General features: G+C 72.5%; 23 protein-coding genes. 1 reads left to right on the forward strand and 22 read right to left on the reverse strand.

Going from position 1 to position 22,823, the window contains the following annotated elements:
• Positions 1-22 precede the first annotated feature (22 nt).
• From trpC to rpe, 9 genes are all read right to left on the reverse strand, one after another.
• A complete protein-coding gene (trpC, locus tag EDF27_RS14220) occupies positions 23-796 on the reverse strand; it encodes an indole-3-glycerol phosphate synthase TrpC (protein ID WP_132049822.1) in 774 nt (257 codons plus the stop codon).
• Between the two features lie 16 nt (positions 797-812).
• A complete protein-coding gene (locus EDF27_RS14225; RefSeq protein WP_123653547.1) occupies positions 813-1,052 on the reverse strand; it encodes a DUF6704 family protein in 240 nt (79 codons plus the stop codon).
• Positions 1,039-1,794: a Trp biosynthesis-associated membrane protein gene (locus tag EDF27_RS14230; protein WP_132049525.1), complete on the reverse strand. Its 756-nt coding sequence runs from the start codon at positions 1,792-1,794 to the stop codon at positions 1,039-1,041. Before EDF27_RS14230 ends, EDF27_RS14225 begins: the two co-directional genes overlap by 14 nt.
• Positions 1,791-3,356 carry an anthranilate synthase component I gene (locus tag EDF27_RS14235; RefSeq protein WP_132049527.1) on the reverse strand — a complete coding sequence of 522 codons (1,566 nt, stop codon included), beginning with the start codon at positions 3,354-3,356 and terminating at the stop codon, positions 1,791-1,793. Before EDF27_RS14235 ends, EDF27_RS14230 begins: the two co-directional genes overlap by 4 nt.
• Entirely contained in the window at positions 3,353-3,745 is a 393-nt protein-coding gene (gene hisI, locus EDF27_RS14240) for a phosphoribosyl-AMP cyclohydrolase (protein ID WP_132049529.1), read from the reverse strand. Before hisI ends, EDF27_RS14235 begins: the two co-directional genes overlap by 4 nt.
• A gap of 7 nt (positions 3,746-3,752) precedes the next feature.
• Positions 3,753-4,541, reverse strand: coding sequence for an imidazole glycerol phosphate synthase subunit HisF (gene hisF / locus EDF27_RS14245; RefSeq protein ID WP_243698366.1), 789 nt, complete (start codon positions 4,539-4,541; stop codon positions 3,753-3,755).
• A complete protein-coding gene (gene hisG, locus EDF27_RS14250; protein ID WP_123653551.1) occupies positions 4,538-5,377 on the reverse strand; it encodes an ATP phosphoribosyltransferase in 840 nt (279 codons plus the stop codon). Before hisG ends, hisF begins: the two co-directional genes overlap by 4 nt.
• A 62-nt stretch (positions 5,378-5,439) precedes the next feature.
• Complete coding sequence (locus tag EDF27_RS14255) at positions 5,440-5,703, reverse strand: phosphoribosyl-ATP diphosphatase (protein ID WP_071275117.1); 264 nt, start codon at positions 5,701-5,703, stop codon at positions 5,440-5,442.
• Positions 5,704-5,712: 9 nt separating this feature from the next.
• Positions 5,713-6,378 (reverse strand): ribulose-phosphate 3-epimerase, encoded by a 666-nt coding sequence (gene rpe, locus EDF27_RS14260; protein WP_123653552.1) that lies wholly within the window; start codon positions 6,376-6,378, stop codon positions 5,713-5,715.
• A 49-nt stretch (positions 6,379-6,427) separates the two neighbouring features.
• Here rpe and EDF27_RS14265 point away from each other — a divergent pair, with 49 nt between their 5' ends.
• A complete protein-coding gene (locus EDF27_RS14265) occupies positions 6,428-6,985 on the forward strand; it encodes a hypothetical protein (protein WP_132049531.1) in 558 nt (185 codons plus the stop codon).
• Between the two features lie 9 nt (positions 6,986-6,994).
• Here the strand turns inward: EDF27_RS14265 and EDF27_RS14270 are convergent, their stop codons facing one another.
• From EDF27_RS14270 to pyrR, 13 genes are read right to left on the reverse strand one after another with little or no spacing between them, the layout of a single operon-like run.
• Positions 6,995-8,488: a transcription antitermination factor NusB gene (locus EDF27_RS14270; RefSeq protein WP_132049533.1), complete on the reverse strand. Its 1,494-nt coding sequence runs from the start codon at positions 8,486-8,488 to the stop codon at positions 6,995-6,997.
• On the reverse strand, positions 8,485-9,429 hold the full coding sequence (fmt, locus tag EDF27_RS14275) for a methionyl-tRNA formyltransferase (protein ID WP_132049535.1): 945 nt from the start codon (positions 9,427-9,429) through the stop codon (positions 8,485-8,487). The genes EDF27_RS14270 and fmt overlap by 4 nt, the downstream gene beginning before the upstream one ends.
• A gap of 13 nt (positions 9,430-9,442) precedes the next feature.
• A complete protein-coding gene (locus tag EDF27_RS14280) occupies positions 9,443-11,425 on the reverse strand; it encodes a primosomal protein N' (protein WP_132049537.1) in 1,983 nt (660 codons plus the stop codon).
• A gap of 7 nt (positions 11,426-11,432) precedes the next feature.
• Positions 11,433-12,644 carry a methionine adenosyltransferase gene (metK, locus tag EDF27_RS14285; protein ID WP_185017084.1) on the reverse strand — a complete coding sequence of 404 codons (1,212 nt, stop codon included), beginning with the start codon at positions 12,642-12,644 and terminating at the stop codon, positions 11,433-11,435.
• A 5-nt stretch (positions 12,645-12,649) separates the two neighbouring features.
• Entirely contained in the window at positions 12,650-12,916 is a 267-nt protein-coding gene (gene rpoZ, locus EDF27_RS14290) for a DNA-directed RNA polymerase subunit omega (protein ID WP_056124209.1), read from the reverse strand.
• Between the two features lie 57 nt (positions 12,917-12,973).
• Positions 12,974-13,897 carry a guanylate kinase gene (gene gmk / locus EDF27_RS14295; protein ID WP_123653557.1) on the reverse strand — a complete coding sequence of 308 codons (924 nt, stop codon included), beginning with the start codon at positions 13,895-13,897 and terminating at the stop codon, positions 12,974-12,976.
• Positions 13,894-14,805 carry an orotidine-5'-phosphate decarboxylase gene (pyrF, locus tag EDF27_RS14300; RefSeq protein ID WP_132049539.1) on the reverse strand — a complete coding sequence of 304 codons (912 nt, stop codon included), beginning with the start codon at positions 14,803-14,805 and terminating at the stop codon, positions 13,894-13,896. Before pyrF ends, gmk begins: the two co-directional genes overlap by 4 nt.
• A complete protein-coding gene (carB, locus tag EDF27_RS14305; RefSeq protein WP_132049541.1) occupies positions 14,802-18,095 on the reverse strand; it encodes a carbamoyl-phosphate synthase large subunit in 3,294 nt (1,097 codons plus the stop codon). The genes pyrF and carB overlap by 4 nt, the downstream gene beginning before the upstream one ends.
• The gene (carA, locus tag EDF27_RS14310) at positions 18,095-19,294 is read right to left on the reverse strand and encodes a glutamine-hydrolyzing carbamoyl-phosphate synthase small subunit (protein ID WP_123653561.1); all 1,200 of its coding nucleotides are present in this window, start codon (positions 19,292-19,294) and stop codon (positions 18,095-18,097) included. The genes carB and carA overlap by 1 nt, the downstream gene beginning before the upstream one ends.
• Entirely contained in the window at positions 19,294-19,836 is a 543-nt protein-coding gene (locus EDF27_RS14315; RefSeq protein WP_132049543.1) for a hypothetical protein, read from the reverse strand. Before EDF27_RS14315 ends, carA begins: the two co-directional genes overlap by 1 nt.
• Positions 19,833-21,191: a dihydroorotase gene (locus tag EDF27_RS14320; protein WP_132049545.1), complete on the reverse strand. Its 1,359-nt coding sequence runs from the start codon at positions 21,189-21,191 to the stop codon at positions 19,833-19,835. Before EDF27_RS14320 ends, EDF27_RS14315 begins: the two co-directional genes overlap by 4 nt.
• Positions 21,188-22,183: an aspartate carbamoyltransferase catalytic subunit gene (locus EDF27_RS14325; protein ID WP_132049547.1), complete on the reverse strand. Its 996-nt coding sequence runs from the start codon at positions 22,181-22,183 to the stop codon at positions 21,188-21,190. The genes EDF27_RS14320 and EDF27_RS14325 overlap by 4 nt, the downstream gene beginning before the upstream one ends.
• Complete coding sequence (pyrR, locus tag EDF27_RS14330) at positions 22,180-22,767, reverse strand: bifunctional pyr operon transcriptional regulator/uracil phosphoribosyltransferase PyrR (RefSeq protein WP_132049550.1); 588 nt, start codon at positions 22,765-22,767, stop codon at positions 22,180-22,182. Before pyrR ends, EDF27_RS14325 begins: the two co-directional genes overlap by 4 nt.
• Positions 22,768-22,823: the final 56 nt, after the last annotated feature.

Raw genomic sequence — 22,823 nt, forward strand, 5'->3', positions numbered from 1 at the left:
CGGCGCGGGGCCGGACGGGATGTCAGGCGTCGAGGAACGACGCGAGGGCTGCTGCGGGGTCGGCGCCGGTCACGAGCGCTTCCCCGACCAGGACGACGTCGGCACCCGCTGCGCGGTAGTGGGCGACGTCGGCGGGACCGGACACCGCGGACTCGGCGACGCGGACGACCCCGGCGGGGATCCGGTCGGCGAGCGAACCGAAGAGGTCGCGGTCGAGCGAGAAGTCGGTGAGGTCACGGGCGTTGATCCCGAGGATGCGGGCACCGGCGTCGAGGCCACGGGCGACTTCGTCCGCGGAGTGGGCCTCGACGAGGACGCGCATGCCGAGCTCCTCGGCCAGGGCGTGCAGCTCGGTCAGCTGCGGCTGGTCGAGCGCGGCGACGATGAGCAGCACGAGGTCCGCTCCGGACGCCCGCGCCTCGATCACCTGGTACGGGTCGGCGATGAAGTCCTTGCGGAGCACCGGGACGGTGACGCGGGCCTTCACCGCTTCGAGGTCGGCGAGCGTGCCGAGGAACTTGCGTCCCTCGGTCAGCACGCTGATCGCGGAGGCACCGCCACGCTCGTACTCGGCCGCGAGGGCAGCCGGGTCGGCGATCGGGGCCATCGAACCGCGCGACGGGCTGGCCCGCTTGACCTCAGCGAGGACCTTGACCCGGTCACCGGGCGCGAGGAAGTCGAGGGCGTCGAGCGGCGATGCCACCCGGTCGAGGTCGCGTTCGACGTCCGAGTACGGGCGGTCGAGGCGACGGGCTGCGGCGTCCTCGAGCGCGCCCGCGACGAGGGTCTCGAGCACGTTCGGCATGCCGGGCCTACTCGTTGTGGTGCTTGGCGACGTACTTCGGACCGTTGACGCCGTAGCCGGCCTTGCCCATCACGTAGCCGACGATGAGTCCGACGACGAGCAGCGCGGCAGCGGCCCAGACACCCCACACGATGCTGAACCAGAAGCAGATCGTGCCGATCGCGAACGCCACCAGCATGATGATGACGGACGTCCAGGCTGCCGGCGAGTGGCCTTCGCCGAGTTCTGCGGGCTCAGTGGTGCTCACGGTGCTCCTCGTGGTCGGTGGCGCCGTCGGTCGACCGGCGCACTCCCGATCCTATCGTGTCGTCGGCTCCGGTCGGCTCCACCACGGCGGCCTCGGGCGCGTCCACCACGGTGGCGTCGTGCGCGCCCACGACAGCGGCGTCGGGCCCGGCGTCCGTCGGGTCCACCCCGGCGCTCAGGTCGTCCCAGTCCACGATCGCGTCGCGCTGGACCGGAGCGGCCTTCGGCGCGGCCCCCGCCGGGTTCGCCGCGTACTTCCGGCTCGGCCCGGGCCAGGACCGCTGCACGACGAGCACGACGACCCCGAGCAGCACCGCGAGGACTCCCCCGGCGATGCCGACGGCCGGCCACGCGCTCACGTCGACGCTCGTCACGATGCGCCGGACGGCAGCGAGGTCGCTGACGCCCGCGACGTCCCCGATGGCGCCTTTCGCGGCGCCGACCGGGTCACGGAGCGCGGTGATGCCGGAGACCACGATGCCGAGGCCGAGCAGGATCTCGATCGCGGCGAGCACGATGCGGACGACCTTGCCGGCGATGGTCATCGCGAGGAACAGCGCGAGCGACGCGATCGCCAGCGCGGTGAACTGCGGGACGGCCTTGGACCCGTCGGCCACCACGGTCGAGGTGACCGCGGCGGACGTGTCGAGGTGCACCGTGAACCACGTCTGGGTCCAGGAGAGCATCACGATGCCGGCGACGGCGAGCCCGATGACGACGACGAGCGGGCGGGAGCGCTTCACGAACGGACCTCCCGCATCCGGTTGGCGGTGGCGACGGCCCGGAGCGGCGCCGCGGCCTTGTTGACCGCCTCGGCGTGCTCGGTCGCGGGGTCGGAGTCCGCGACGAGACCGGCACCGGCCTGCACGCGGGCGACGCCGTCCTGGATGAGCGCGGTGCGGATCGCGATCGCGAGGTCGGCGTCCCCGGCGAAGTCGAAGTAGCCGACGACCCCCGCGTACGCCCCGCGCTTGGCGGGTTCGAGCTCGTCGATGATCTCCAGCGCACGCGGCTTCGGCGCACCGGACAGGGTCCCGGCGGGGAACGTCGCCCGGAACACGTCAATCGCCGAGGCGTCCGGACGCAGGACGCCCTCGACGCTCGACACGAGGTGCATGATGTGGCTGAACCGCTCGACGGTCATGAACTCGGTCACCGCGACGGTGCCGGGTTCGCAGACCTTCTGCAGGTCGTTCCGGGAGAGGTCCACGAGCATCAGGTGCTCGGCGCGCTCCTTCGGGTCCTCGAGCAGGTCCTCGCCGAAGCGGACGTCTTCTTCCGGCGTCGCGCCGCGCGGGCGTGAACCGGCGATCGGGTGCGTGATCGCCCGGCCGCCCTGCACCTTGACGAGTGCTTCCGGGGACGCGCCGACGATCCAGAACGGCTTGCCCGCGGTGTCCTGCAGCGACAGGTAGTACATGTACGGGCTCGGGTTGAGCGTGCGGAGCACCCGGTACACGTCGAGCGGGTCCGCCGTGACGTCGTGGTCGAAGCGCTGCGAGATGACGACCTGGAAGACGTCGCCGTCGCGGATGAAGTCCTTCGAGCGCACGACCGAGGCCATGTACTCGTCCGGCGTCGACCGGTGCGTCGGGGTCGGCTCGGCCATCTCGAACGCCTCGGCGACGGTGGCGATGCTCGGCTGCACGAGGTCGGCCTGCATCCGGTCGAGTCGTTCCTGCGCCCCGGCCCACAGCGTGTCGGCGTCGTCGGTGCCGTCGTTCAGCGCACTCGCGACGAGCAGCACGAGCCCGGTGCGGTGGTCGAGGGCGGCGAGCTCCGCGACGAAGGCGAGCGACTGCCCGGGGACGTCGAAGTCGGCCGGCGGGACGTTCGGCAGGTGTTCGAGCTGCCGCACGGCTTCCCAGCCGATGAACCCGACGGTCCCGCCGACGAGCGGCGGTGTGCCGGGGACGCGCGGGGTCGCCCAGCGCTCGTGGAGCCGTGCCAGGACGTGGAGCGGTTCGCCGTCGAGCGACCCGACGGCGCGCTCGGCGCTCATGCCGGTGTCGATCCAGGCGGCGCGGTCCCCCTCCTGCGTCAGGACGCCGAAGCTCCGCACGCCGACGAAGGACCAGCGGGACCAGAGACCGCCCTGTCCGGCGGACTCGAGCAGGAAGGAACCGGGCCGGCCGTCGGCCAGCTTCCGGTAGACGCCGACCGGGGTCTCGCTGTCGGCGTACAGCGCACGCACCACCGGGACGACGCGGTGGCCGTCCGCCACCAGGTCGTCGAACTCCGGACGGGAGGTCGTGTGCGGCTCGTCGGAGACCGCCGGGGCAGGCGACGTGGTCGCGTTCGTCATCGGGTCGCCCCCGTCGTGTCGGGTGCGGTCGCGGTCGTCGGGTCGAGCGGGTCGACGTCGAAGCAGCGGTGCGCCCCGGTGTGGCACGCGGCACCGACCTGCTGCACGGTGACGAGGAGGGTGTCCGCGTCGCAGTCGAACGCTGCGGCGCGCACGTACTGCGCGTGTCCGGAGGTGTCGCCCTTCCGCCAGTACTCCTGCCGCGAGCGGGACCAGAAGGTCACCCGCCCCGCGGTCAGGGTGCGGCGGAGGGCTTCCCGGTCCATGTAGCCGAGCATGAGGACGTCCTTGGACGACTCCTCTTGCACGACTGCCGGGAGCAGCCCGTCCGCACCGAAGCGCGCGCGGTCGAGGACCGCATCGGTGCTGGTGCTGGTGCTGTCGGTCATGAGGCTCCTAGCGTACGGCGTGCCCGGTCTCCCGGAGCGCTGCCTTGACGTCGCCGATGGTCATCTCGCCGCGGTGGAACACGCTCGCCGCGAGCACCGCATCGGCCCCGGCGTCGACGGCCGGGGCGAAGTGCTCGACGCGCCCGGCGCCGCCGGAGGCGATCACCGGGACGGTGGACACGGCGCGCACGGCACGGACGAGTTCGAGGTCGAAGCCGTTCTTCGTGCCGTCGGCGTCGATCGAGTTCACGAGGAGCTCCCCCGCGCCCCGCTCGACGGCTTCGCGTGCCCAGGCGACCGCGTCGATGTCGGTCTCTGTACGCCCGCCGTGCGTGGTGACGACGAAGCCGGACGGCATCCGGTCGGAGCGCTTGACGTCGAGCGAGAGCACGACGGCCTGCGCCCCGAACCGGTCGGCGATCTCACCGACGAGGTCGGGTCGGGCGATCGCGGCGCTGTTCACGCCGATCTTGTCCGCGCCGCACTGCTGCAGGCGGGACACGTCGTCGACGCTCCGCACGCCGCCGCCGACGGTCAGCGGGATGAAGACCTGCTCGGCGGTCCGGGTCACGGTCTCGTACATCGTCGCGCGGTTCTCCACCGTCGCGCCGACGTCGAGGAAGGTCAGCTCGTCGGCGCCCTGCTCGTAGTACCGCGCGGCGAGCTCCACCGGGTCGCCGGCGTCCTGCAGGTCGAGGAAGTTGACGCCCTTGACCACGCGGCCGCCGGAGACGTCGAGGCAGGGGACGACGCGGATCGCGACGCCGCCGAGCGCGCCGGCCACGTCGGCGTTCACAGGCGTGCGGCGTGGATCGGGCTCACGAGGATGGCGCGGGCGCCGAGGTCGTAGAGCGCGTCCATGATGAGGTTGGCGTCGTCCTTCGGGATCATCACCCGGACGGCGGACCAGTCCCGGCCGTGCAGCGGCGACACCGTCGGGGACTCGATGCCCGACGCGATCGCGGTCGCCTGCTCGAGCAGGTCGGTCGGGATGTCGTAGTCGAGCATCACGTAGCCGCGTGCGACGAGGACGCCCTGCAGCCGCCGGCGCAGCACGTCGATGCCGGCGATGGTCTCGTCGGTGCTGATGAGCAGCGCCGTCGACTCGAGGATGACCGGGCCGAAGATCTCCAGGCCGGCCTGGCGGAGGGTACTGCCGGTGGACACGACGTCGGCGACCGCGTCGGCCACGCCGAGGCGCACCGCGCTCTCCACCGCGCCGTCGAGCTGCACCAGGGTCGCGGTCACGCCGTGCCGGCCGAGGAACTCGCCCACGAGGCCCGGGTAGCTCGTCGCGACCCGGACGCCGTCGAGGTCCTGCAAGGAGGAGAACCGACCGGGCGTCCCGGCGAAGCGGAAGGTGGAGTCGGCGAAGCCGAGCGCGTCGACCTCGTGCGCGGCGGACCCGGAGTCGAGCAGCAGGTCACGGCCGGTGATGCCGACGTCGAGTGCGCCGGAGCCGACGTACGTGGCGATGTCACGCGGACGGAGGTAGAAGAACTCCACCCCGTTGCGCTCGTCGACCAGGTGCAGGGCCTTCGGGTCGCGGCGACCGGCGTACCCGGCCTCCCGCAGCATCTCGGAGGCGGTCTCGGACAGGGAACCCTTGTTGGGCACGGCGATGCGGAGCATCAGGGGGTCTGCTTTCTGTCGGCGGGGTCGGTGACGTCGCTGCGGGTGCGCCGGAGCGCGTCCTACAGATGTCGCCAGACGTCCGCCGGGGTGAGGCCCTTCGCGACCATGAGCACCTGCAGGTGGTACACGAGCTGGGAGATCTCCTCAGCCGTGCGGACGTCACCCTCGTACTCGGCCGCCATCCAGACCTCGGCCGCTTCCTCCACGATCTTCTTGCCGATCTGGTGCACGCCGGCGTCCAGTTCGGCGACGGTGCCGGAGCCCTCGGGGCGCGATGCGGCCTTCTCGGTCAGCTCCGCGAACAGCTCGTCGAACGTCTTCACGCTCCCAGGCTACCGTCCCGCGAGCGCACGTTGCGCCGCGTCGCGGAGGTCCCGGATGCGCGGCGCCGGCTCGCCGCCGTAGACCGCGGACCCGGCGACCAGGGTGTCAGCTCCGCTCCGCACGGCCGTCGGCACGGTCTCGACCGAGATGCCGCCGTCGACCTCGAGCCAGACGTCGAGCCCGGAGGCGTCGACCGCGGCGCGTGCGTCGGCGAGCTTCGGCATCACCTCGGGCATGAAGGACTGGCCACCGAACCCGGGCTCGACGGTCATCAGCAGGATCATGTCGTAGGCGTCCAGGTGCGCGAGCACGGGGGCGATCGGCGTGCCGGGCTTCACCGCGACGGCCGCGCGGGCGCCGTTCGAGCGGATCGCGGCGGCGGTGGCGATCGGGTCGGTCGCCGCCTCGAAGTGGAACGTCACGCTCGCGGCGCCGGTCTCGGCGTACTTCGGGGCCTCGGTGTCGGCGTCGGTGATCATCAGGTGGACGTCGAGCGGCACCGGGGAGACCTCCTGCAGGCGCTGCACGATCGGGAGGCCGAGCGTCAGGTTCGGCACGAAGTGGTTGTCCATCACGTCGACGTGCACCATGTCGGCGGTCGCGATCCGGTCGAGCTCCCGCTCGAGGTTCGCGAAGTCGGCGGACAGGATGCTCGGCGAGATGCGGATCGTCACCGCACCACCCTACCGGCGCCCGACAGCACCGCCGCCTAGGCTGCACGTCGTGATCGATGTCCAGAGCCGCACAGACACGCAGTCCATCGCCGTCCAGGTCGAGTACGCCGAGGACACCGGGGTCCCGCTGACCGAGGTGGTCCGCGACCTCGAGGACGTCCTGGAGGTCCTCGACTTCGCGCTCTTCCTCTCGCACGGCGACGCGACGCGCTGGGCGAACCAGGGTGGCCGGGGCCAGGTCCGGCTCACGCGCCTGGTCGCCGACGGTCCCGTCTCGATGGAGCTCGAACTCGTGATGTCCGGCGGACTCGGCCTGACCCACGCGGCCGTCCTCGCCGGGCTGACCGCCACCGAGACCGTGCTCCGCACCGCGGCGACGATCCCGGAGGACGCGGCCACCGACGCGGCCGCCGAGAAGCGGATCCGGGAAGCGTTCGAGCGGGTCGCCTACTCGGCGCGCGGCACGGACCTCGCCTGGCGCGTCCGCGAGGCCGAGGAGCAGATCACGACGAGTGCCGAGGGGACGACGGGCAAGGGCCGCCGGATGGCACGTGCGGCCGGCCGCCTGACCCGCAAGGACGCCATGGAGTTCCGCGTCCGGATCTGAGCCGCCGGCTCACACCCGCCGGAACAGCGCGATGAACATCGCGTCCGTACCGACCCGGTGCGGCCACAGCTGCGCCGTGTTGCCGTCCGCGACCTGCGGGTCCCGCGCGGCCACGGACCGCACGACCGCGGCCGTGTCGACCTGCTCGAGCACGTCACCGTGCCGCGCCATCAGCGCGTCGACCTGCCCGCGCGTCTCCGCGAGGTGCGGCGAGCACGTCACGTACGCCAGCGTCCCGCCGGGCGCCAGCACCCGCACGGCTGCGTCGAGCAGTTCGGCCTGCAGGACCGCGAGCTCCTGGACGTCCTCCGGTACCTTCCGCCAGCGCGCCTCCGGGCGACGCCGGAGCGCCCCGAGCCCGGTGCACGGCGCGTCGAGCAGCACCCGGTCGTACGTCACGCCGGCGCCGTCGAGACCGTAGCGACGGGCATCGCCCTCGACGACGGTGACGGTCTCGCCGAAGTCCGCGAGGGCCTTCCGGACGAGCCCGGCACGCGCGGGGACGAGCTCGTTGGCGACGAGGGTCGCACCGCCCTGTGCGGCCTCGGCGGCGAGGAGCGCCGCCTTGCCGCCGGGTCCGGCGCACAGGTCCAGCCACCGCTCCCCCGCGCGCACCGCGGACGCCCGGCTGAGCGCCAGCGCCGCGAGCTGCGAGCCCTCGTCCTGCACGCGGAGCCGTCCGGCGGCGACGCCCGGCACCCGTGCGGGGTCGCCGGTGACGCCGCGGATCCCGACGGGCGAGACCGGCAGGGCGTCCGCGTCCGCCACGACCTCTGCACCGACACCGACGGGAGGCTCGGCTCCGGTCACGTCGTCGGCCGTCGGTTCGTCGTCGGTCGCCGTCACGGCAGCGGTCACCGCGGCCACGTCGGCCTCGGTCGCGAGCCCGGGCAGCGCGGCGAGCTGCACGCGCGGGGCGACGTCGTCGGCGGCCAGCAGTGCCACGAGCTCGTCGCGGGACCGCTCGGCGGCCAGCGCGTCGCGGAGCGAGGACACCACCCACGCCGGGTGGGACCAGCGCGTCGCGAGCAGGTCGTCGCCGGACAGGCCACGGGTGATCTCGGCGTCCCATTCCTCCGGGCTCTTCGCGGCGACCTTGCGCATCACGGCGTTCACGAAACCGGTGGCACGGTGGGCGCCGACCTCCCGGGCGAGCTCGACGGTCGCGGAGACGGCGGCGTGCGTCGGGGTGCGCATCGCGAGGAGCTGGTGCACGCCGAGCCGCATCACGTCGAGCACGTCGGCCTCGATGTTGGCGACACGGCGTCCGGACGCGGCCTCGACGATCGCGTCGTAGCGGCCGATCATCCGGATGGTGCCGTAGGTGAGCTCGGTGGCGAACCCGGCGTCCCGCGCTGACAGTGCGGCGCGGCGGATCCGGGTGGGGAGCAGGAGGTTCGCGTACGCGTCGTCGACCTGGACGGCCCGGATGACGTCGTACGCGACACGGCGGGCGCTCGGACCGCGGACGGTCCGGGGCTGCTGCTGCTGGTGCGGGCTCATGCGAGGACCTTCCCGTCGAGCGTGCCGAGGCCACGGGCCCAGGCGGCGGCGTCCATCGCCTTCTTGCCGGCCGGCTGCACCTCGGTGAGCACGAGCGCGTCGTCGGCGGTCCCGACGAACAGCCGACCGCCGTGGACGCGGAGCGCACCGGGCGCGAGCGACGGGACGGGGTCTCCCGGGCCTCCCGGCTGGTGGTCAGGACGCTGCGCCCGCAGCACCTTGACCCGGGTCTCCCCCAGGTGCGTGAACGCGCCCGGCTCTGGTGTGACGCCGCGGATGCGGGCGTGCACGGCCGCGGCGGGCTGCGCGAAGTCGATGCGGCCGTCGTCGAGGGTGGTCTTCGGCGCCGTCGTCGGCTCGCCGACCTGCTCGGTGGCGACCGCGGTGCCGGCGGCGATGTCGTCGACGACCCGCGCGACCACCTCGGCACCGGTCTCGGCCATCGCGGCGAGGACCTCACCGGAGGTGGCTTCGGGGTCGATGGTGAACGGCTCGGAGGCGTACACGGGACCGGCGTCGAGCGCCTCGACGAGCTGGAACACCGTGGCGGCCGTGCGGGTGTCGCCGGCCATCACCGCACGCTGCACCGGAGCCGCGCCGCGGTACGCGGGGAGCTCGGAGAAGTGCAGGTTGACCCAGCCGTGTCGGGGCGTGTCGAGCGCGGAGCGGCGGAGCAGCGCGCCGTAGGCGACGATGACGCCGAGGTCGACGTCGAGCGCGGCGAGCTGCGCGGTGACGGCCTCGTCGACGCGGGAGGCCTCGATCACGGGCAGTCCGAGCTCCGCGGCGACCTGTGCGACCGGGGTCGGCGTGAGCACGCGCTTCCGGCCCTGCGGGGTCGGCGGACGGGTGAGCACCGCGGCGATCTCGTGGTCGGATGCCGCGAGCCGGCGGAGGGTGGGGACGGCCGCAGCGGGGCTGCCGGCGACGACGAGACGCATGGGTTCCAGTCTCTCAGACTTCGGAGAAGGGCTCGGCGTCGTCGAGCCGCGCCCGGAGCGCCGGGGCCGAGCGGCGCTTGGCGCCCCCGGGGAGCACACGACGGGTGGACGAGCGCCGGATCACCTCGGCCTTGATGGTCGCCGCGACCTCGGCGCCGTGCGCGTAGGGGAAGCGCACGATGGCGCGGACGGTCCCCGGGATCGGGTCGTCCACCGGCACCGGACCGAGGACCGGACCGACGGGCGCCTCGCCGAGGGCCTCGACCGCTGCGGTCACCGCGGCCTCGGTGCCGGAGAGCGTGGCGACCCGGACGGCCGGCGGGAAGAGGAGTTCCCGGCGGTCGACGAGCTCGTCGTGCGCGGGACCGTCGAGCTGCCAGAGGGCCATCGCCGTCGCGAGCTTCCCGCCGATGCCGACGAGGTACACCTCCGCACCAGGTGCACCCTTCGCGGCGGCGTTGGTCCAGAAGCGCAGCACCTCCTCCTGCACGCGCAGTCCTTCGCGGCCGAGCATCTTCTCGCCGTCGAGGAGCAGCACGCAGGCGTACCCGCCGGGTGTCGACGGTTCGGCGCCGCGGGTGGCCACCACCACGGCGGGCTTCGCGGGGACCTCGTCGATCGGCCGGGAGCCGTCGGCGACCACGATGCGCGTGCCGGGGAACGCCCGGCCGAGTTCGTCGGCGGTGCGCTGCGCCCCCTGTCCGACGGCCTTGAGCTTGCCGCCGCCGCACGTCGGGCAGCGGTACCCCGCGGCGAGGGCGCCGCAGAACCGGCACTGCGGGACGGCACCGTGCGTCGGGGCACCGAGCGGTCCGCCGCAGACCCGGCAGTGCGCGCGCTCCCCGCAGTCCGCGCAGACGAGCCCGGTGCCGAAGCCCGGGTTCGCGACCTGCACGAGGACGGGGCCGGTGCGGCTCGCCTCTCGCGCGGCGCGCCAGGCGCTCGACGGGATGCGGGCCTGGGCCGCGGGACCGTCGGCGTTCACCTGCTGCGCCGTCGGGACGACGTGCGGCACCGCCTGGCGGTACGGCACGACGTCGTCGAGCCAGCCGAGCTCGACGAGCCGCTGCACGTCGGTGCTCCTGGCGTGCGCGAGGAGCAGGAGCGACGCGCCGGACTGCGCCGCACGGACGAGCGCGACGTCGCGCGTGTGCACGTACGGTGCGCGCTGCTCGATGAACGAGGCGTCGCCGTCGTCCCACATCGCGATGAGGCCGAGGTCGCTCGCCGGGGCGTACATCGCGGTGCGGTTCCCGATCGCGACGACCGGGTGCGTCCGGGCCTGCAGGAGCGCCTTCGCCCGCTGCCCGTTGGTCTGCTTCGCGTCGAACCGGACGACCCGTTCGGCCGGCACCAGGGCGAGCAGCGCGCGCTCGAGGTCCATCACGTCGCGGAAGTCCGGCACCGCGAGGACGGCGGAACGCTCGGTGGCGAGGGTCCGGGCGGCGGCCTGCGCGAGGGTGGCTGCCCAGCCGGGGACCCAGCCCCCGTCTCCGGCTGCGGCGTCGAGCTGCACGGGATGCGGGACCGCGGCGACGGCAGCACGGCCGTTCGTCGCGACGATCTCCTCGACGACCCCCTCGGCGTAGCCCGTGACGACAGGGGCGTCGACCGCGGGGAGCACCTGCTCGGGATCCCGGGCGAGCCAGGCCTTCTCGGCGCGGACCTGCCGGGTCGGCACCGCGAGCCGCAGCACGTCGGACGCGACACCCGCGGCACGGTCGGCGACGGCGCGGGCGAGCGTCCAGATCTCCGGCGCGAGCACCGGCACCGGGCTCACGAGCGTCTCGATCTGACTGAGTTCCCCGGGGAACGCGCCCTCGTCGACGACCTCGACCACGTACGCGTCGGACATCCGGGCGCCGGTGCGGAGCGGGACCTTCACGCGGACCCCAGGCACGCAGTCGTCCTCGAGCTCGGCCGGCACCCGGTAGTCGAACAGACGGTCCAACTGCGGGAGCGGCGAGTCGAGGACGACGCGCGCGACGGTGGTCACGCGGTGGTCAGACCGCGGCGGCGACGAGTCCTGCGGCTTCGCGGAGCGCGTCGACGCGGTCGAGCTGCTCCCAGGTGAAGCCGGGGAGCTCGCGGCCGAAGTGGCCGTAGGTCGCGGTCTGCGCGTAGCGCGGCTTGAGCAGGTCGAGGTCGCGGATGATCGCGGCCGGACGGAGGTCGAACACGCTGCGGATCGCCGCTTCGATGGTGGCGTCGTCGACGTGACCGGTGCCGAACGACTCGACGTACAGCCCGACCGGGGCGGCACGGCCGATCGCGTAGGCGACCTGGACCTCCAGCCGGTCGGCGAGACCAGCGGCGACGGCGTTCTTCGCGACCCAGCGGAGCGCGTAGGCGGCCGAACGGTCCACCTTCGACGGGTCCTTGCCGCTGAACGCACCACCGCCGTGTCGGGAGGCACCGCCGTAGGTGTCCACGATGACCTTGCGACCGGTGAGGCCGGCGTCGCCCTGGGGGCCGCCGATCTCGAAGCGGCCGGTCGGGTTCACGATGACGTCGACGTGCGAGGAGTCCAGGTCGACGAGGTCGAGGACCGGACGGATGACGTGCTCGGTGATCGCCGCGGTGAGCTCGTCGAGCGTGACGCTCGGCGAGTGCTGCGTCGACACGACGACGGTCTCGACGGTCTTCGGGACGACGCCGTCGTACCCGACCGTGACCTGGGTCTTGCCGTCGGGGCGCAGGAACGTCAGCTCGCCGGACTTGCGCACGGCGGCGAGACGCTCGGCCAGACGGTGCGCGAGCCAGATCGCGACGGGCATGTACTCCGGGGTCTCGTTCGTCGCGAAGCCGAACATGATGCCCTGGTCGCCGGCGCCCTGGCGGTCGAGCGGGTCTACGGCGCCGGAGCGCGAGTCGAGCGACTCGTCGACGCCCTGGGCGATGTCCGGCGACTGCGCGCCGATCGAGACCTCGACGCCACAGGTGTGGCCGTCGAAGGAGACCTCCGACGAGTTGTACCCGATGCCCGTGATGACGTCGCGGACGATCTTCGGGATCTCGACGTAGCCCGACGTGGTGACTTCACCCGCGACGTGCACGAGTCCGGTCGTCACCATGGTCTCCACTGCGACGCGCGCGTGCGGGTCCACCGTGAGCAGGGCGTCGAGGATGCTGTCCGAGATCTGGTCGCAGATCTTGTCGGGGTGCCCCTCCGTCACCGACTCGGACGTGAAGAGGCGCAGCGTGCTGGACGTCACCGGGATCAGACGGTGGGCTGCGGCTGCTGCTTGGTGACGGTGAGCTTGTCCTCGTTGATCTCGTGGAGGGCCACCGACAGCGGCTTGTCGTCGATCGTGGAGTCGACGAGCGGACCGACGTTGTCGAAGAGCGAGCCCTCGTGCAGGTCGGCGTAGTAGTCGTTGATCTGGCGCGCACGCTTCGACGCGAAGATGACAAGCGCGTACTTCGACTCGACCTTGGACAGCAGGTCGTCGATGGGCGGGTCGATGATGCCCTGGGGGTTGGCCATGGTGTCTCCAGTCAACGAAGGATGAGTCGTGCCCGTGGGCACGGCGCGCGCTCCCGGCTAGGGCGCAGTGAACAAGTCTACGACCTCACGTGCCGCGGTGCCGACATCGGAGTTCACGATCCGCACGTCGAACTCGTCCTGGGCGGCGAGTTCGACCTTCGCGGTCTCGAGCCGACGGGCCTGTTCCTCGGAGGACTCGGTGCCGCGGCCGATGAGCCGGCGGACCAGTTCTTCCCACGTGGGCGGCAGCAGGAAGACGAGCACGGCCTCGGGCATGGCGTCCCGCACCTGCCGGGCACCCTGCAGGTCGATCTCGAGCATCACCTTGTCGCCGGCGTCGAGCGCGCGGTCGATCGGCGGCCGGGGGGTGCCGTACCGGTACGAGTTGTGCACGGTCGCCCACTCGAGCAGCTCGCGTTCCCGGATCATCCGGTCGAACTCGGCGTCGTCGACGAAGTAGTAGTGCACGCCGTCGACCTCGCCCGGGCGGGGCTTCCGGGTCGTCGCGGACACGCTGAGGTTCACGTCCGGGTACTGCTCGCGGATGTACGCGCTGACCGTGCCCTTGCCGACCGCGGTGGGTCCGGCGAGGACGACGAGCTTCGACGTGCCGCGCTTCCGGCCGCGGGCGGCCAGCCACTCGGCCAGTGCGGCACGCTGCCGGCTGCCGAGTCCGCCGAGCCGCTTCGACGGTGCGATGCGGAGCGTCCCCATGATGGTCTCGGCACGGGCCGGGCCGATGCCGCTCAGGCTCGTCAGCAGGTCGCGGACCCGGAGCGAGCGTTCCGCGGCGGTCTCGGCGGTGGCGTCCTCGTCCCACGCGGCGCGGGCGACGTCGAGCGCGGACCGCTCCCCCGATGCGACGGCGGCCTTGACGGCGGCGCGGGCGCGACGGGCGGCGACGGCGGCACGGGCAGCGGCAGCCCGGTCCACCTCCGGCGGGTTGCGGTGCGCGGGGAGGTCCGTGCGGTCGTCCGTCATGCGGCCGACCCGCCGTCGGACGCCAGCGCCAGACGGATCCGGTCCGCACGGTCGGCCACCAGGGCCGCCACGCCGTCCGGGCCGTCGGTCAGGAGCCCGCGGGACTCGCTCACGAGCACCTGTTCGGCACGCGAGCCGTACAGGGCACGGAGGTCCTCGATGCGGGCGCCCTGGGCACCGAAGCCCGGTGCGAGGACCGGCGACGTGCCGATCTCGTCCGCGCCGATGCCGAAGTCCGTCAGGTCGAGGGTGGCGCCGAGCACGAGCCCGACGTCCCCGATGGCCTGGTCGTCCACGGCCGGGTTGTCGTCTGCCACGTCCAGAACGATACCGGCAGCGACGGAGCGCCCGGCACGCGGCCCCTCTGCCAGGACCGCCGTCTGGAGCACCCGGGCCTCGGGGTTGCTCGTCGCGGCGAGCACGAACACGCCGGCGCCGTTCCGCCGGGCCACGTCGATCGTGCCGCGCAGGGACCCGTACCCGAGGTACGGCGACACCGTCATCGCGTCGGCCGCGAACGGCCCGTCGGCGTCGATCCACGCGGTCGCGTAGTCGTCACCGGTCGAGCCGATGTCGCCCCGCTTCACGTCGGCGACGACCAGGAGGCCCGCATCGCGTGCCCGACGGATCGTCGCGTCGAGCGCGCGGTAGCCGGCCACCCCGGCCGCCTCGAAGAAGGCAACCTGCGGCTTCACGACCGCGGCGCGGCCGGCGGCCGCGTCCACGAGCGTCGCGCCGAACGCGGTCAGCCCCGCCTCGTCGCGACCGAGCCCCCACGCCGCCAAGGTGGCGGCGTGGGGGTCGATCCCGACGCACAGGGCGGAACGCGACCCGATGGCGGCGGCGAGCCGGACGCCGAACGGCGTCGGGCCTCCCGGCTGCTCCTGGTCGACGTGGCGGTCCGTCACCAGCCCGCCCGCTCGAGCGCGTAGTCCTGCAGGCTGCGCACGCTGTGCGCGGTGCCGATCGTCTCGATCGCCGCGACGGCCGCGCCGAGCTGCGCGATCGTCGTGAACAGCGGCTTGTCCGCGGCGACCGTGGCCGCGCGGATCTCGTAGCCGTCCGCACGACCCGACGCGCCGCTCGGCGTGTTGATCACGATGTCGACCTCGTTGCGCGCGAGCAGGTCGACGACGCTCTCGCCGCCCTGGCTGTACTTGCCGACCACGTCGACGAGGATGCCGTTGCGGCGGAGCACCTCGGCGGTGCCCTCGGTCGCGGTGATCGTGAAGCCGAGCTGCTGCAGCCGGTGCACGGGCAGCACGATGGCGCGCTTGTCGGTGTCCGCGACGCTCACGAACACGGTGCCGCTGGTCGGCAGCCCGCCGTACGCCGCGATCTGGGACTTGAGGAACGCCCGCGGGAAGTCGCGGTCGATGCCCATGACCTCACCGGTGGAGCGCATCTCGGGGCTGAGCACCGAGTCGACGACCTGGCCCTCGGCGGTGCGGAAGCGGCGGAACGGCAGCACCGCTTCCTTGACCGCGACCGGGGCCTGCGCCGGCACGAAGGCGCCGTCGCGGGCGGGCAGGAGCCCTTCCTCGACGAGGGCGTCGACCGAGGTGCCGGTCATGATCCGGGCGGCCGCCTTCGCCAGGGCGATGCCGAGCGCCTTCGAGACGAACGGCACGGTGCGGCTGGCGCGGGGGTTCGCCTCGAGCACGTAGAGCACGCCGGCGCCGATCGCGAACTGCACGTTGAGGAGCCCGCGCACGCCGATGCCGCGCGCGATCTTCTCGGTGGCGTCGACGACCGCCTGGATCTCGCCGCGGCCGAGACCGACCGGCGGGAGCGTGCAGGACGAGTCACCCGAGTGGATGCCCGCCTCTTCGATGTGCTCCATGATGCCGCCGATGTAGAGCCGCTCGCCGTCGAACAGCGCGTCGACGTCGATCTCCACGGCGTCGTCGAGGAACCGGTCCACCAGGAGCGGCAGGTCCGGGCCGATGATCGCCTGGTCGGCCATCCGGCCGAAGTAGTCGGCCATCGCGGTGGCGTCGTAGACGATCTCCATGCCGCGGCCGCCGAGCACGAACGACGGGCGGACGAGGACCGGGTAGCCGATCTCCTCGGCGACGGCGGTCGCGCTCTCCAGGTCGTGCGCGGTGCCGTTCCGCGGCGCGAGCAGCCCGGCCGCGTCGAGGATCGCGGAGAACTGACCGCGCTCCTCGGCGGAGTCGATCGCCGTCGGGCTGGTGCCGAGGATCGGGATCCCGGCGGCCTCGAGCGGCTTCGCGAGCCCGAGGGCCGTCTGGCCGCCGAGCTGCACGACGACACCGACGAGTTCGCCGGACGCGGCCTCGGCCTCGATGACCTCGAGGACGTCCTCGGTGGTCAGCGGCTCGAAGTACAGCCGGTCCGAGGTGTCGTAGTCGGTGGAGACCGTCTCCGGGTTGCAGTTGATCATGATCGTCTCGAACCCGGCGTCGCTCAGCGCGAACGACGCGTGCACGCAGGAGTAGTCGAACTCGACGCCCTGGCCGATGCGGTTCGGGCCGGAGCCGAGGATGACGACCTTCTTGCGGCCCGACGGGGCGACCTCGGTCTCGGTGTCGTAGGACGAGTAGTGGTACGGCGTCAGGGCCGGGAACTCGCCGGCGCAGGTGTCGACCGTCTTGAAGACCGGGCGGATGCCGAGCTCGTGCCGGACGTCGCGGACCTGCTGCTCGGTGACCTGCTGGTCGCCGGTGCTCCGCAGCGACGCGATCTGGATGTCGCTGAAGCCGTGCTCCTTCGCCCAGCGGATCGCGTCCGCATCGAGCGTCTCCGCGTCCCGGACCTCGGCCGCGACCTCGTTGATCAGCACGATCTGGTCGAGGTACCACGGGTCGATCGCGTTCGCCGCGAAGACCTCTTCGACCGTGGCACCGGCGTAGAGCGCCTGCTGCACCGTGACGATGCGGCCGTCGGTCGGGATCTTCGACTTCTCGAGGAGGGCGTCCTTGTCGAGCTCGGCCGCCGGGGTGTCCCAGTGGAAGCTCGAGCCACGCTTCTCGAGCGAGCGGAGCGACTTCTGCAGGGCGGTCGCGAAGTTCCGGCCGATGGCCATCGCCTCGCCGACGCTCTTCATCGTCGTGGTCAGGGTGGCGTCGGCGGCCGGGAACTTCTCGAACGCGAACCGCGGGGTCTTCACGACGACGTAGTCGAGCGTCGGCTCGAAGCTCGCCGGGGTGACCCGGGTGATGTCGTTCTGGATCTCGTCGAGGCGGTACCCGATGGCGAGCTTCGCGGCGATCTTCGCGATCGGGAAGCCCGTCGCCTTCGACGCCAGCGCGCTGGAGCGCGAGACACGGGGGTTCATCTCGATGACGATGAGACGGCCGTTCGCCGGGTCGACTGCGAACTGGATGTTGCAGCCACCGGTGTCGACGCCGACGCGACGGATGATGTCGATGCCGATGTTCCGCATGTTCTGGTACTCGCGGTCGGTCAGCGTGAGCGCGGGGGCGACCGTGATCGAGTCGCCGGTGTGCACGCCGACCGGGTCGACGTTCTCGATGGAGCAGACCACGACGGTGTTGTCGTAGTTGTCCCGCATCAGCTCGAGCTCGTACTCCTTCCAGCCGAGGATCGACTCCTCGAGCAGGACCTCGGTCGTCGGGCTGGACTGCAGCCCGTCACCGACGAAGCGGATCAGCTCTTCCTCGGTGTACGCGAAGCCGGAGCCGAGACCGCCCATGGTGAAGGACGGGCGGACGACGAGCGGGTAGCCGAGGTCCTTCGCGAACTCCTTGGCCTCTTCGAGCGTGTGGGCGATGTGGCTGCGGGCCACGTCGGCGCCGGACTCGAGCACGAGCTCCTTGAAGAGCTGCCGGTCCTCGCCGCGCTGGATCGCGTCGACCTTGGCGCCGATGAGCTCGACACCGTGCTTGGCGAGGATGCCGGCCTCGTCGAGCGCGATCGCGGCGTTCAGCGCGGTCTGGCCGCCGAGCGTCGGCAGGATCGCGTCCGGCTGCTCGATGCGGATGATCTCCTCGATCGAGGCGTTCGTGATCGGCTCGATGTAGGTGGCGTCGGCGAAGTCCGGGTCCGTCATGATCGTCGCCGGGTTCGGGTTGACGAGGATCACGCGGATGCCCTCGGCGCGGAGGACACGGCAGGCCTGGGTGCCGGAGTAGTCGAACTCGGCGGCCTGCCCGATGACGATCGGGCCGGAGCCGATGACCAGGACGGAGTTGATGTCAGGGCGCTTCGGCATCAGTTGCCTTCCTTCGTGACGTCGGCTGCGGGGGTGGTCGCGTCGGCGGTGGCTGCGTCCAGCGGACGGCCCTCGTTGCGCGCGACGACCATGTCCCGGAAGCGGTCGAACAGGTACATGCTGTCGTGCGGTCCGGCGGCCGCCTCGGGGTGGTACTGCACGCTGAACGCCGGGATGTCGAGCGCGCGGAGGCCCTCGACGACGTTGTCGTTGAGCGAGTAGTGCGAGACCTCGACGCGACCGAAGCCGACCGGGGACTCGAGCACCTCGCCGACGGGGGCGTCGACCGCGAAGCCGTGGTTCTGGCTCGTGATCTCGACCTTGCCGGTGGTGGTGTCGAGCACCGGCTGGTTGATGCCGCGGTGGCCGAAGGGCAGCTTGTAGGTGCCGAAGCCGAGCGCGCGGCCGAGGAGCTGGTTGCCGAAGCAGATGCCGAAGAACGGGCGGCCGTCGCGGAGGCTCTCCTGCAGCAGCGCGACCTGCGACTCGGACGCGGCCGGGTCACCCGGGCCGTTCGAGTAGAACAGGGCGTCCGGCGCGAGGTCGCGGAGCGCCTCGATCGTCGAGTCCTGCGGCAGCACGTGCACCTCGAAGCCGCGAGCGGCGAGGTAGCGCGTGGTCGACGCCTTGACGCCGAGGTCGAGCACGGCGAGCGTGCCGATCTGCTCGCCGACGGCGGGGACGACGTACGGCTCGGCGGTGGAGACCGCCGCGGAGAGGCTCTGCCCCGCCATGTCGACCTGCTCGCGCACGAGCCGGCCCTGCTCCTCGGGCGACAGGGCCGCGTCCGGGCCGCTGAACACTCCGCCCTTCATCGCGCCGGCGTCACGGATCCGGCGGGTGATCGCGCGGGTGTCGATCCCGGAGATCCCGACGATGCCGTCGCGCTCCAGGTGGTCGTCGAGCGAGGCGTTCGCACGGTGGTTCGACACGACGCGGCTGGGGTCGCGCACCACGTACCCGGCGACCCAGATGCGACGGGACTCGGGGTCCTCGTCGTTCACACCCGTGTTGCCGATGTGCGGCGCGGTCTGCACCACGATCTGCCCGGCGTAGGACGGATCGGTCAGCGTCTCCTGGTACCCGGTCATCCCGGTTGCGAAGACGACCTCGCCGAGGGTGCGTCCGCGGGCGCCGTAGGCCCATCCGTCGTAGCGGGTGCCGTCCTCGAGGACCAGCACGGCCCGTTCGCGTGTCATCAGTTCGTCCCTTCGCCCGCGGTGTGCGGGTGGTTGTGCTTCGTCGCCAGCTCCTGGAGCGCCCGCAGTGCTGCTGCGTCGTCCTCCGGGAACCGGAAGTAGGTGTCGAGGTCCGTCGCACCTGCGGCGCCGGTCGCCGTCCATCGCAGACGGACCAGTCCCCCGGGTTCGACCACACGGTCGATGGCCCACGTGGCGCGGTCGGCGCCGCGGAGCGCGTCCGCGGCGACCCAGCGGTCGTCCGCGCCGGCGAGGTGCAGGACGACGCCGCCGTCGTGGACGGCCACGCCGCCGCGACCGCGGAAGCCGAGTCCGCCGGCGGTGATGCGTTCGAGCGGCAGGTCGGCGCGGGTCGTCGCGACGGTGAAGCCGTCCCACGACCCGGCCGCCGGTCCGACGTCGGACGGCACGCTGACGGGAGGCACGGCTTCCGTCTGCTTGCGCACACGCGTCCGCCACGTGCGCGCCATGGCCACGAACAGCGCGGCCACCGCGAGCAGGATCACGCCGCCGAGGAGCCAGCGTGCGGCATCGCCACTCACGCGGTCACCGCCGTCCGCGCTGCGGCAGCGGCTGCTGCGATGGTCTCCGCGTCGACGACCGCGCCGTCGAGCACCGTCGGGTACCCGTGGTGGAACGTCGCGACGACGCGCCCGGGCAGGCGCATCCCGAGGTAGGGCGAGTTCTGCGACTGCCCGGCGAGGTCGGTGACGGCGAACTCGCGGCTCGCGCTCGGGTCGTAGAGGGTGATCTCCGCGGGGGCGCCCTCGGCGATCGCCTGACCGTGGCCCTCGACCTGGCCGATCCGGGCGGGAGCGCTCGAGAGCACGCGGGCGATGTCGGCCCAGTCGAGGCGGCCGTCCTCGACCACCGCGGCCTGGACGACGCTCAGCGCGGACTCGAGACCGACCATGCCGTTCGCGGCCGCCGGCCACTCGCAGCACTTCGCCTCGGCCGTGTGCGGTGCGTGGTCCGTCGCGACGATGTCGATCGTGCCGTCGGCGAGGGCGGCGCGGAGGGCGTCCACGTCCTCACGCGCACGGAGCGGCGGGTTCACCTTGTAGCGGGCGTCGTACCCCGGAGCACCGTCGATCCCCGCGATGAGGTCCTCGGTGAGCACCAGGTGGTGGGGCGTGACCTCGGCCGTGACGTCGATCCCGCGGGACTTGGCCCAGCGGATCACCTCGACGCTGCCGGCCGTCGAGACGTGGCACACGTGCAGGCGTGCTCCGACGTGGTCGGCGAGCAGGACGTCCCGGGCGATGATCGCCTCCTCCGCCACGGCGGGCCACCCGGCGAGGCCGAGCTCCGAGGACAGACGACCCTCGTTCATCTGTGCGCCGATGGTCAGACGGGGCTCTTGTGCGTGCTGCGCGAGGACACCGCCGAAGCCCTTGATGTACTCGAGCGCGCGGCGCATCAGGAGCGGGTCGGACACGCACGAGCCGTCGTCGGAGAACACCCGGACCTTCGCCCGCGAGGTCGCCATCGCACCGATCTCGGACAGGTGCGTGCCCTGCAGGCCCTGCGAGACGGCGCCGATCGGGCGGACCGTGACGTAGCCCGCGTCGTCGCCGAGCGCCTGGACCTGCTCCACCACGCCCGCGGTGTCCGCGACCGGGCTCGAGTTCGCCATCGCGTTCACGGCGGTGAATCCACCGGCGGCCGCGGCGCGCGAGCCGGACAGGACCGTCTCGGACTCCTCGTGACCGGGCTCGCGGAGGTGGGTGTGCAGGTCCACGAGACCGGGCAGGGCGATCAGGCCGTCCGCGTCCACGGTGGTGGCGCCGGCCGCGTCGAGACCGGACCCGATCGCGGTGATGCGACGTCCCTCCAGGCGGATGTCGGCACGCGAGCCGTCGACCAGCTGCGCGCCGCGGATGAGGTGAGCGGTCATGCGACGGACTCCTTCTGGTCGGTGCCGGACGGGGCGCCTGCGCCCGGGAGGCCCAGGTCGCCCGTGAGGGCCAGGTACAGGACGGCCATCCGGACGGAGACGCCGTGCTCGACCTGCTCGACGATCGTCGATGCGGGCGAGTCGGCGGCGACGCCGGCGATCTCCAGGCCGCGGTTCATCGGCCCGGGGTGCATCACGAGCGTGCGCTCGGAGAGCCGCGCGAACCGCGCGGCGGTCAGGCCCCAGTGGCGCGTGTACTCGCGCGGGTTCGGGAAGAAGGCGTCGTTCATGCGCTCCTGCTGGATGCGGAGCGTCATCACGACGTCCGGGTCCTCGGCGAGGGCGGTGTCGAGGTCGTGGTGCACGGCGGCGCCGAACGGGGTCGTCGTGACGGGCAGCAGTGTCGGCGGGGCCGCGAAGGTCACGCTCGCGCCGAGGGTGCGGAGGAGCCACGCGTTGCTGCGGGCGACGCGGCTGTGCAGCACGTCGCCGACGATGAGGACACGGACCCCGTCGAGCGCCTGCCCGCGACTGCCGGCGCCGTGCAGCCGCCGCCGCATCGTGAACGCGTCGAGGAGCGCCTGCGTCGGGTGCTCGTGCGTGCCGTCGCCGGCGTTCACCACCGGGACGTCGATCCAGTCCGCGTCGGCGAGCACCCGGGGTGCACCGGAGGCGCCGTGGCGCATGACGATGCCGTCGATGCCCATCGCGCCGAGGGTCTGCACGGTGTCCTTGAGCGACTCGCCCTTGGAGACGCTGGAGCCCTTCGCGGCGAAGTTGATGACGTCGGCGGAGAGGCGCTTCGCGGCGGCCTCGAAGGAGATCCGCGTGCGGGTGGAGTCCTCGAAGAAGAGGTTCACGACGGTCTTGCCGCGGAGGGCCGGGAGCTTCCGGACCTCGCGCTGGTTGACCTCGGCCATCTCCTCGGCGACGTCGAGGATCTGGATCGCGTCGGCACGGGAGAGGTCGGCGGTGGAGAGGAGGTGCTTCACGCGACGCCTCCCTGTGCAGGCTGCTGCTGCTGCGGCTGCTGCGGCTGCTGCGGCTGTTCGATGACGACCTCGTCGGCGCCGTCGGTCTCGGTGAGCCGGAGGGTGACGCGCTCGTCGGACGCGGTCGGCAGGTTCTTGCCGACGTGGTCCGCACGGATCGGGAGTTCCCGGTGCCCGCGGTCCACGAGCACGGCGAGGCGGACCGCCCGCGGCCGACCGATGTTCTGCAGGGCGTCGAGGGCCGCTCGGACCGTGCGCCCCGAGTACAGCACGTCGTCGACCAGGACGACGACCCGGCCGTCGATGCCGCCGGCGGGGATGGTCGTCCGGTGCGGCGCCCGGCCGATGCCGCGACCGAGGTCGTCGCGGTGCATCGTCACGTCGAGCGTGCCGACGCGGCCGTCCCACTCGGGTTCGATGTCCGCGAGGATGCGGCCGAGCCGCTCCGCGAGGACGGCACCCCGGGTCGGGATGCCGAGGAGCACCAGGTCCGAGGCGCCGTGGTTGGCCTCGAGGATCTCGTGCGCGATGCGTGTCAGAGCACGCATGATGTCGGAGTGCTGCAGGACCGTTCTGGTACCCACGCCGACCTCCTTCCCCGCCTCTCAGGACGGCATTTAAAGGATGCTGACGTGGTCAA

The organism is Curtobacterium sp. PhB136 (assembly GCF_004346855.1).
Lineage (GTDB): Bacteria > Actinomycetota > Actinomycetes > Actinomycetales > Microbacteriaceae > Curtobacterium.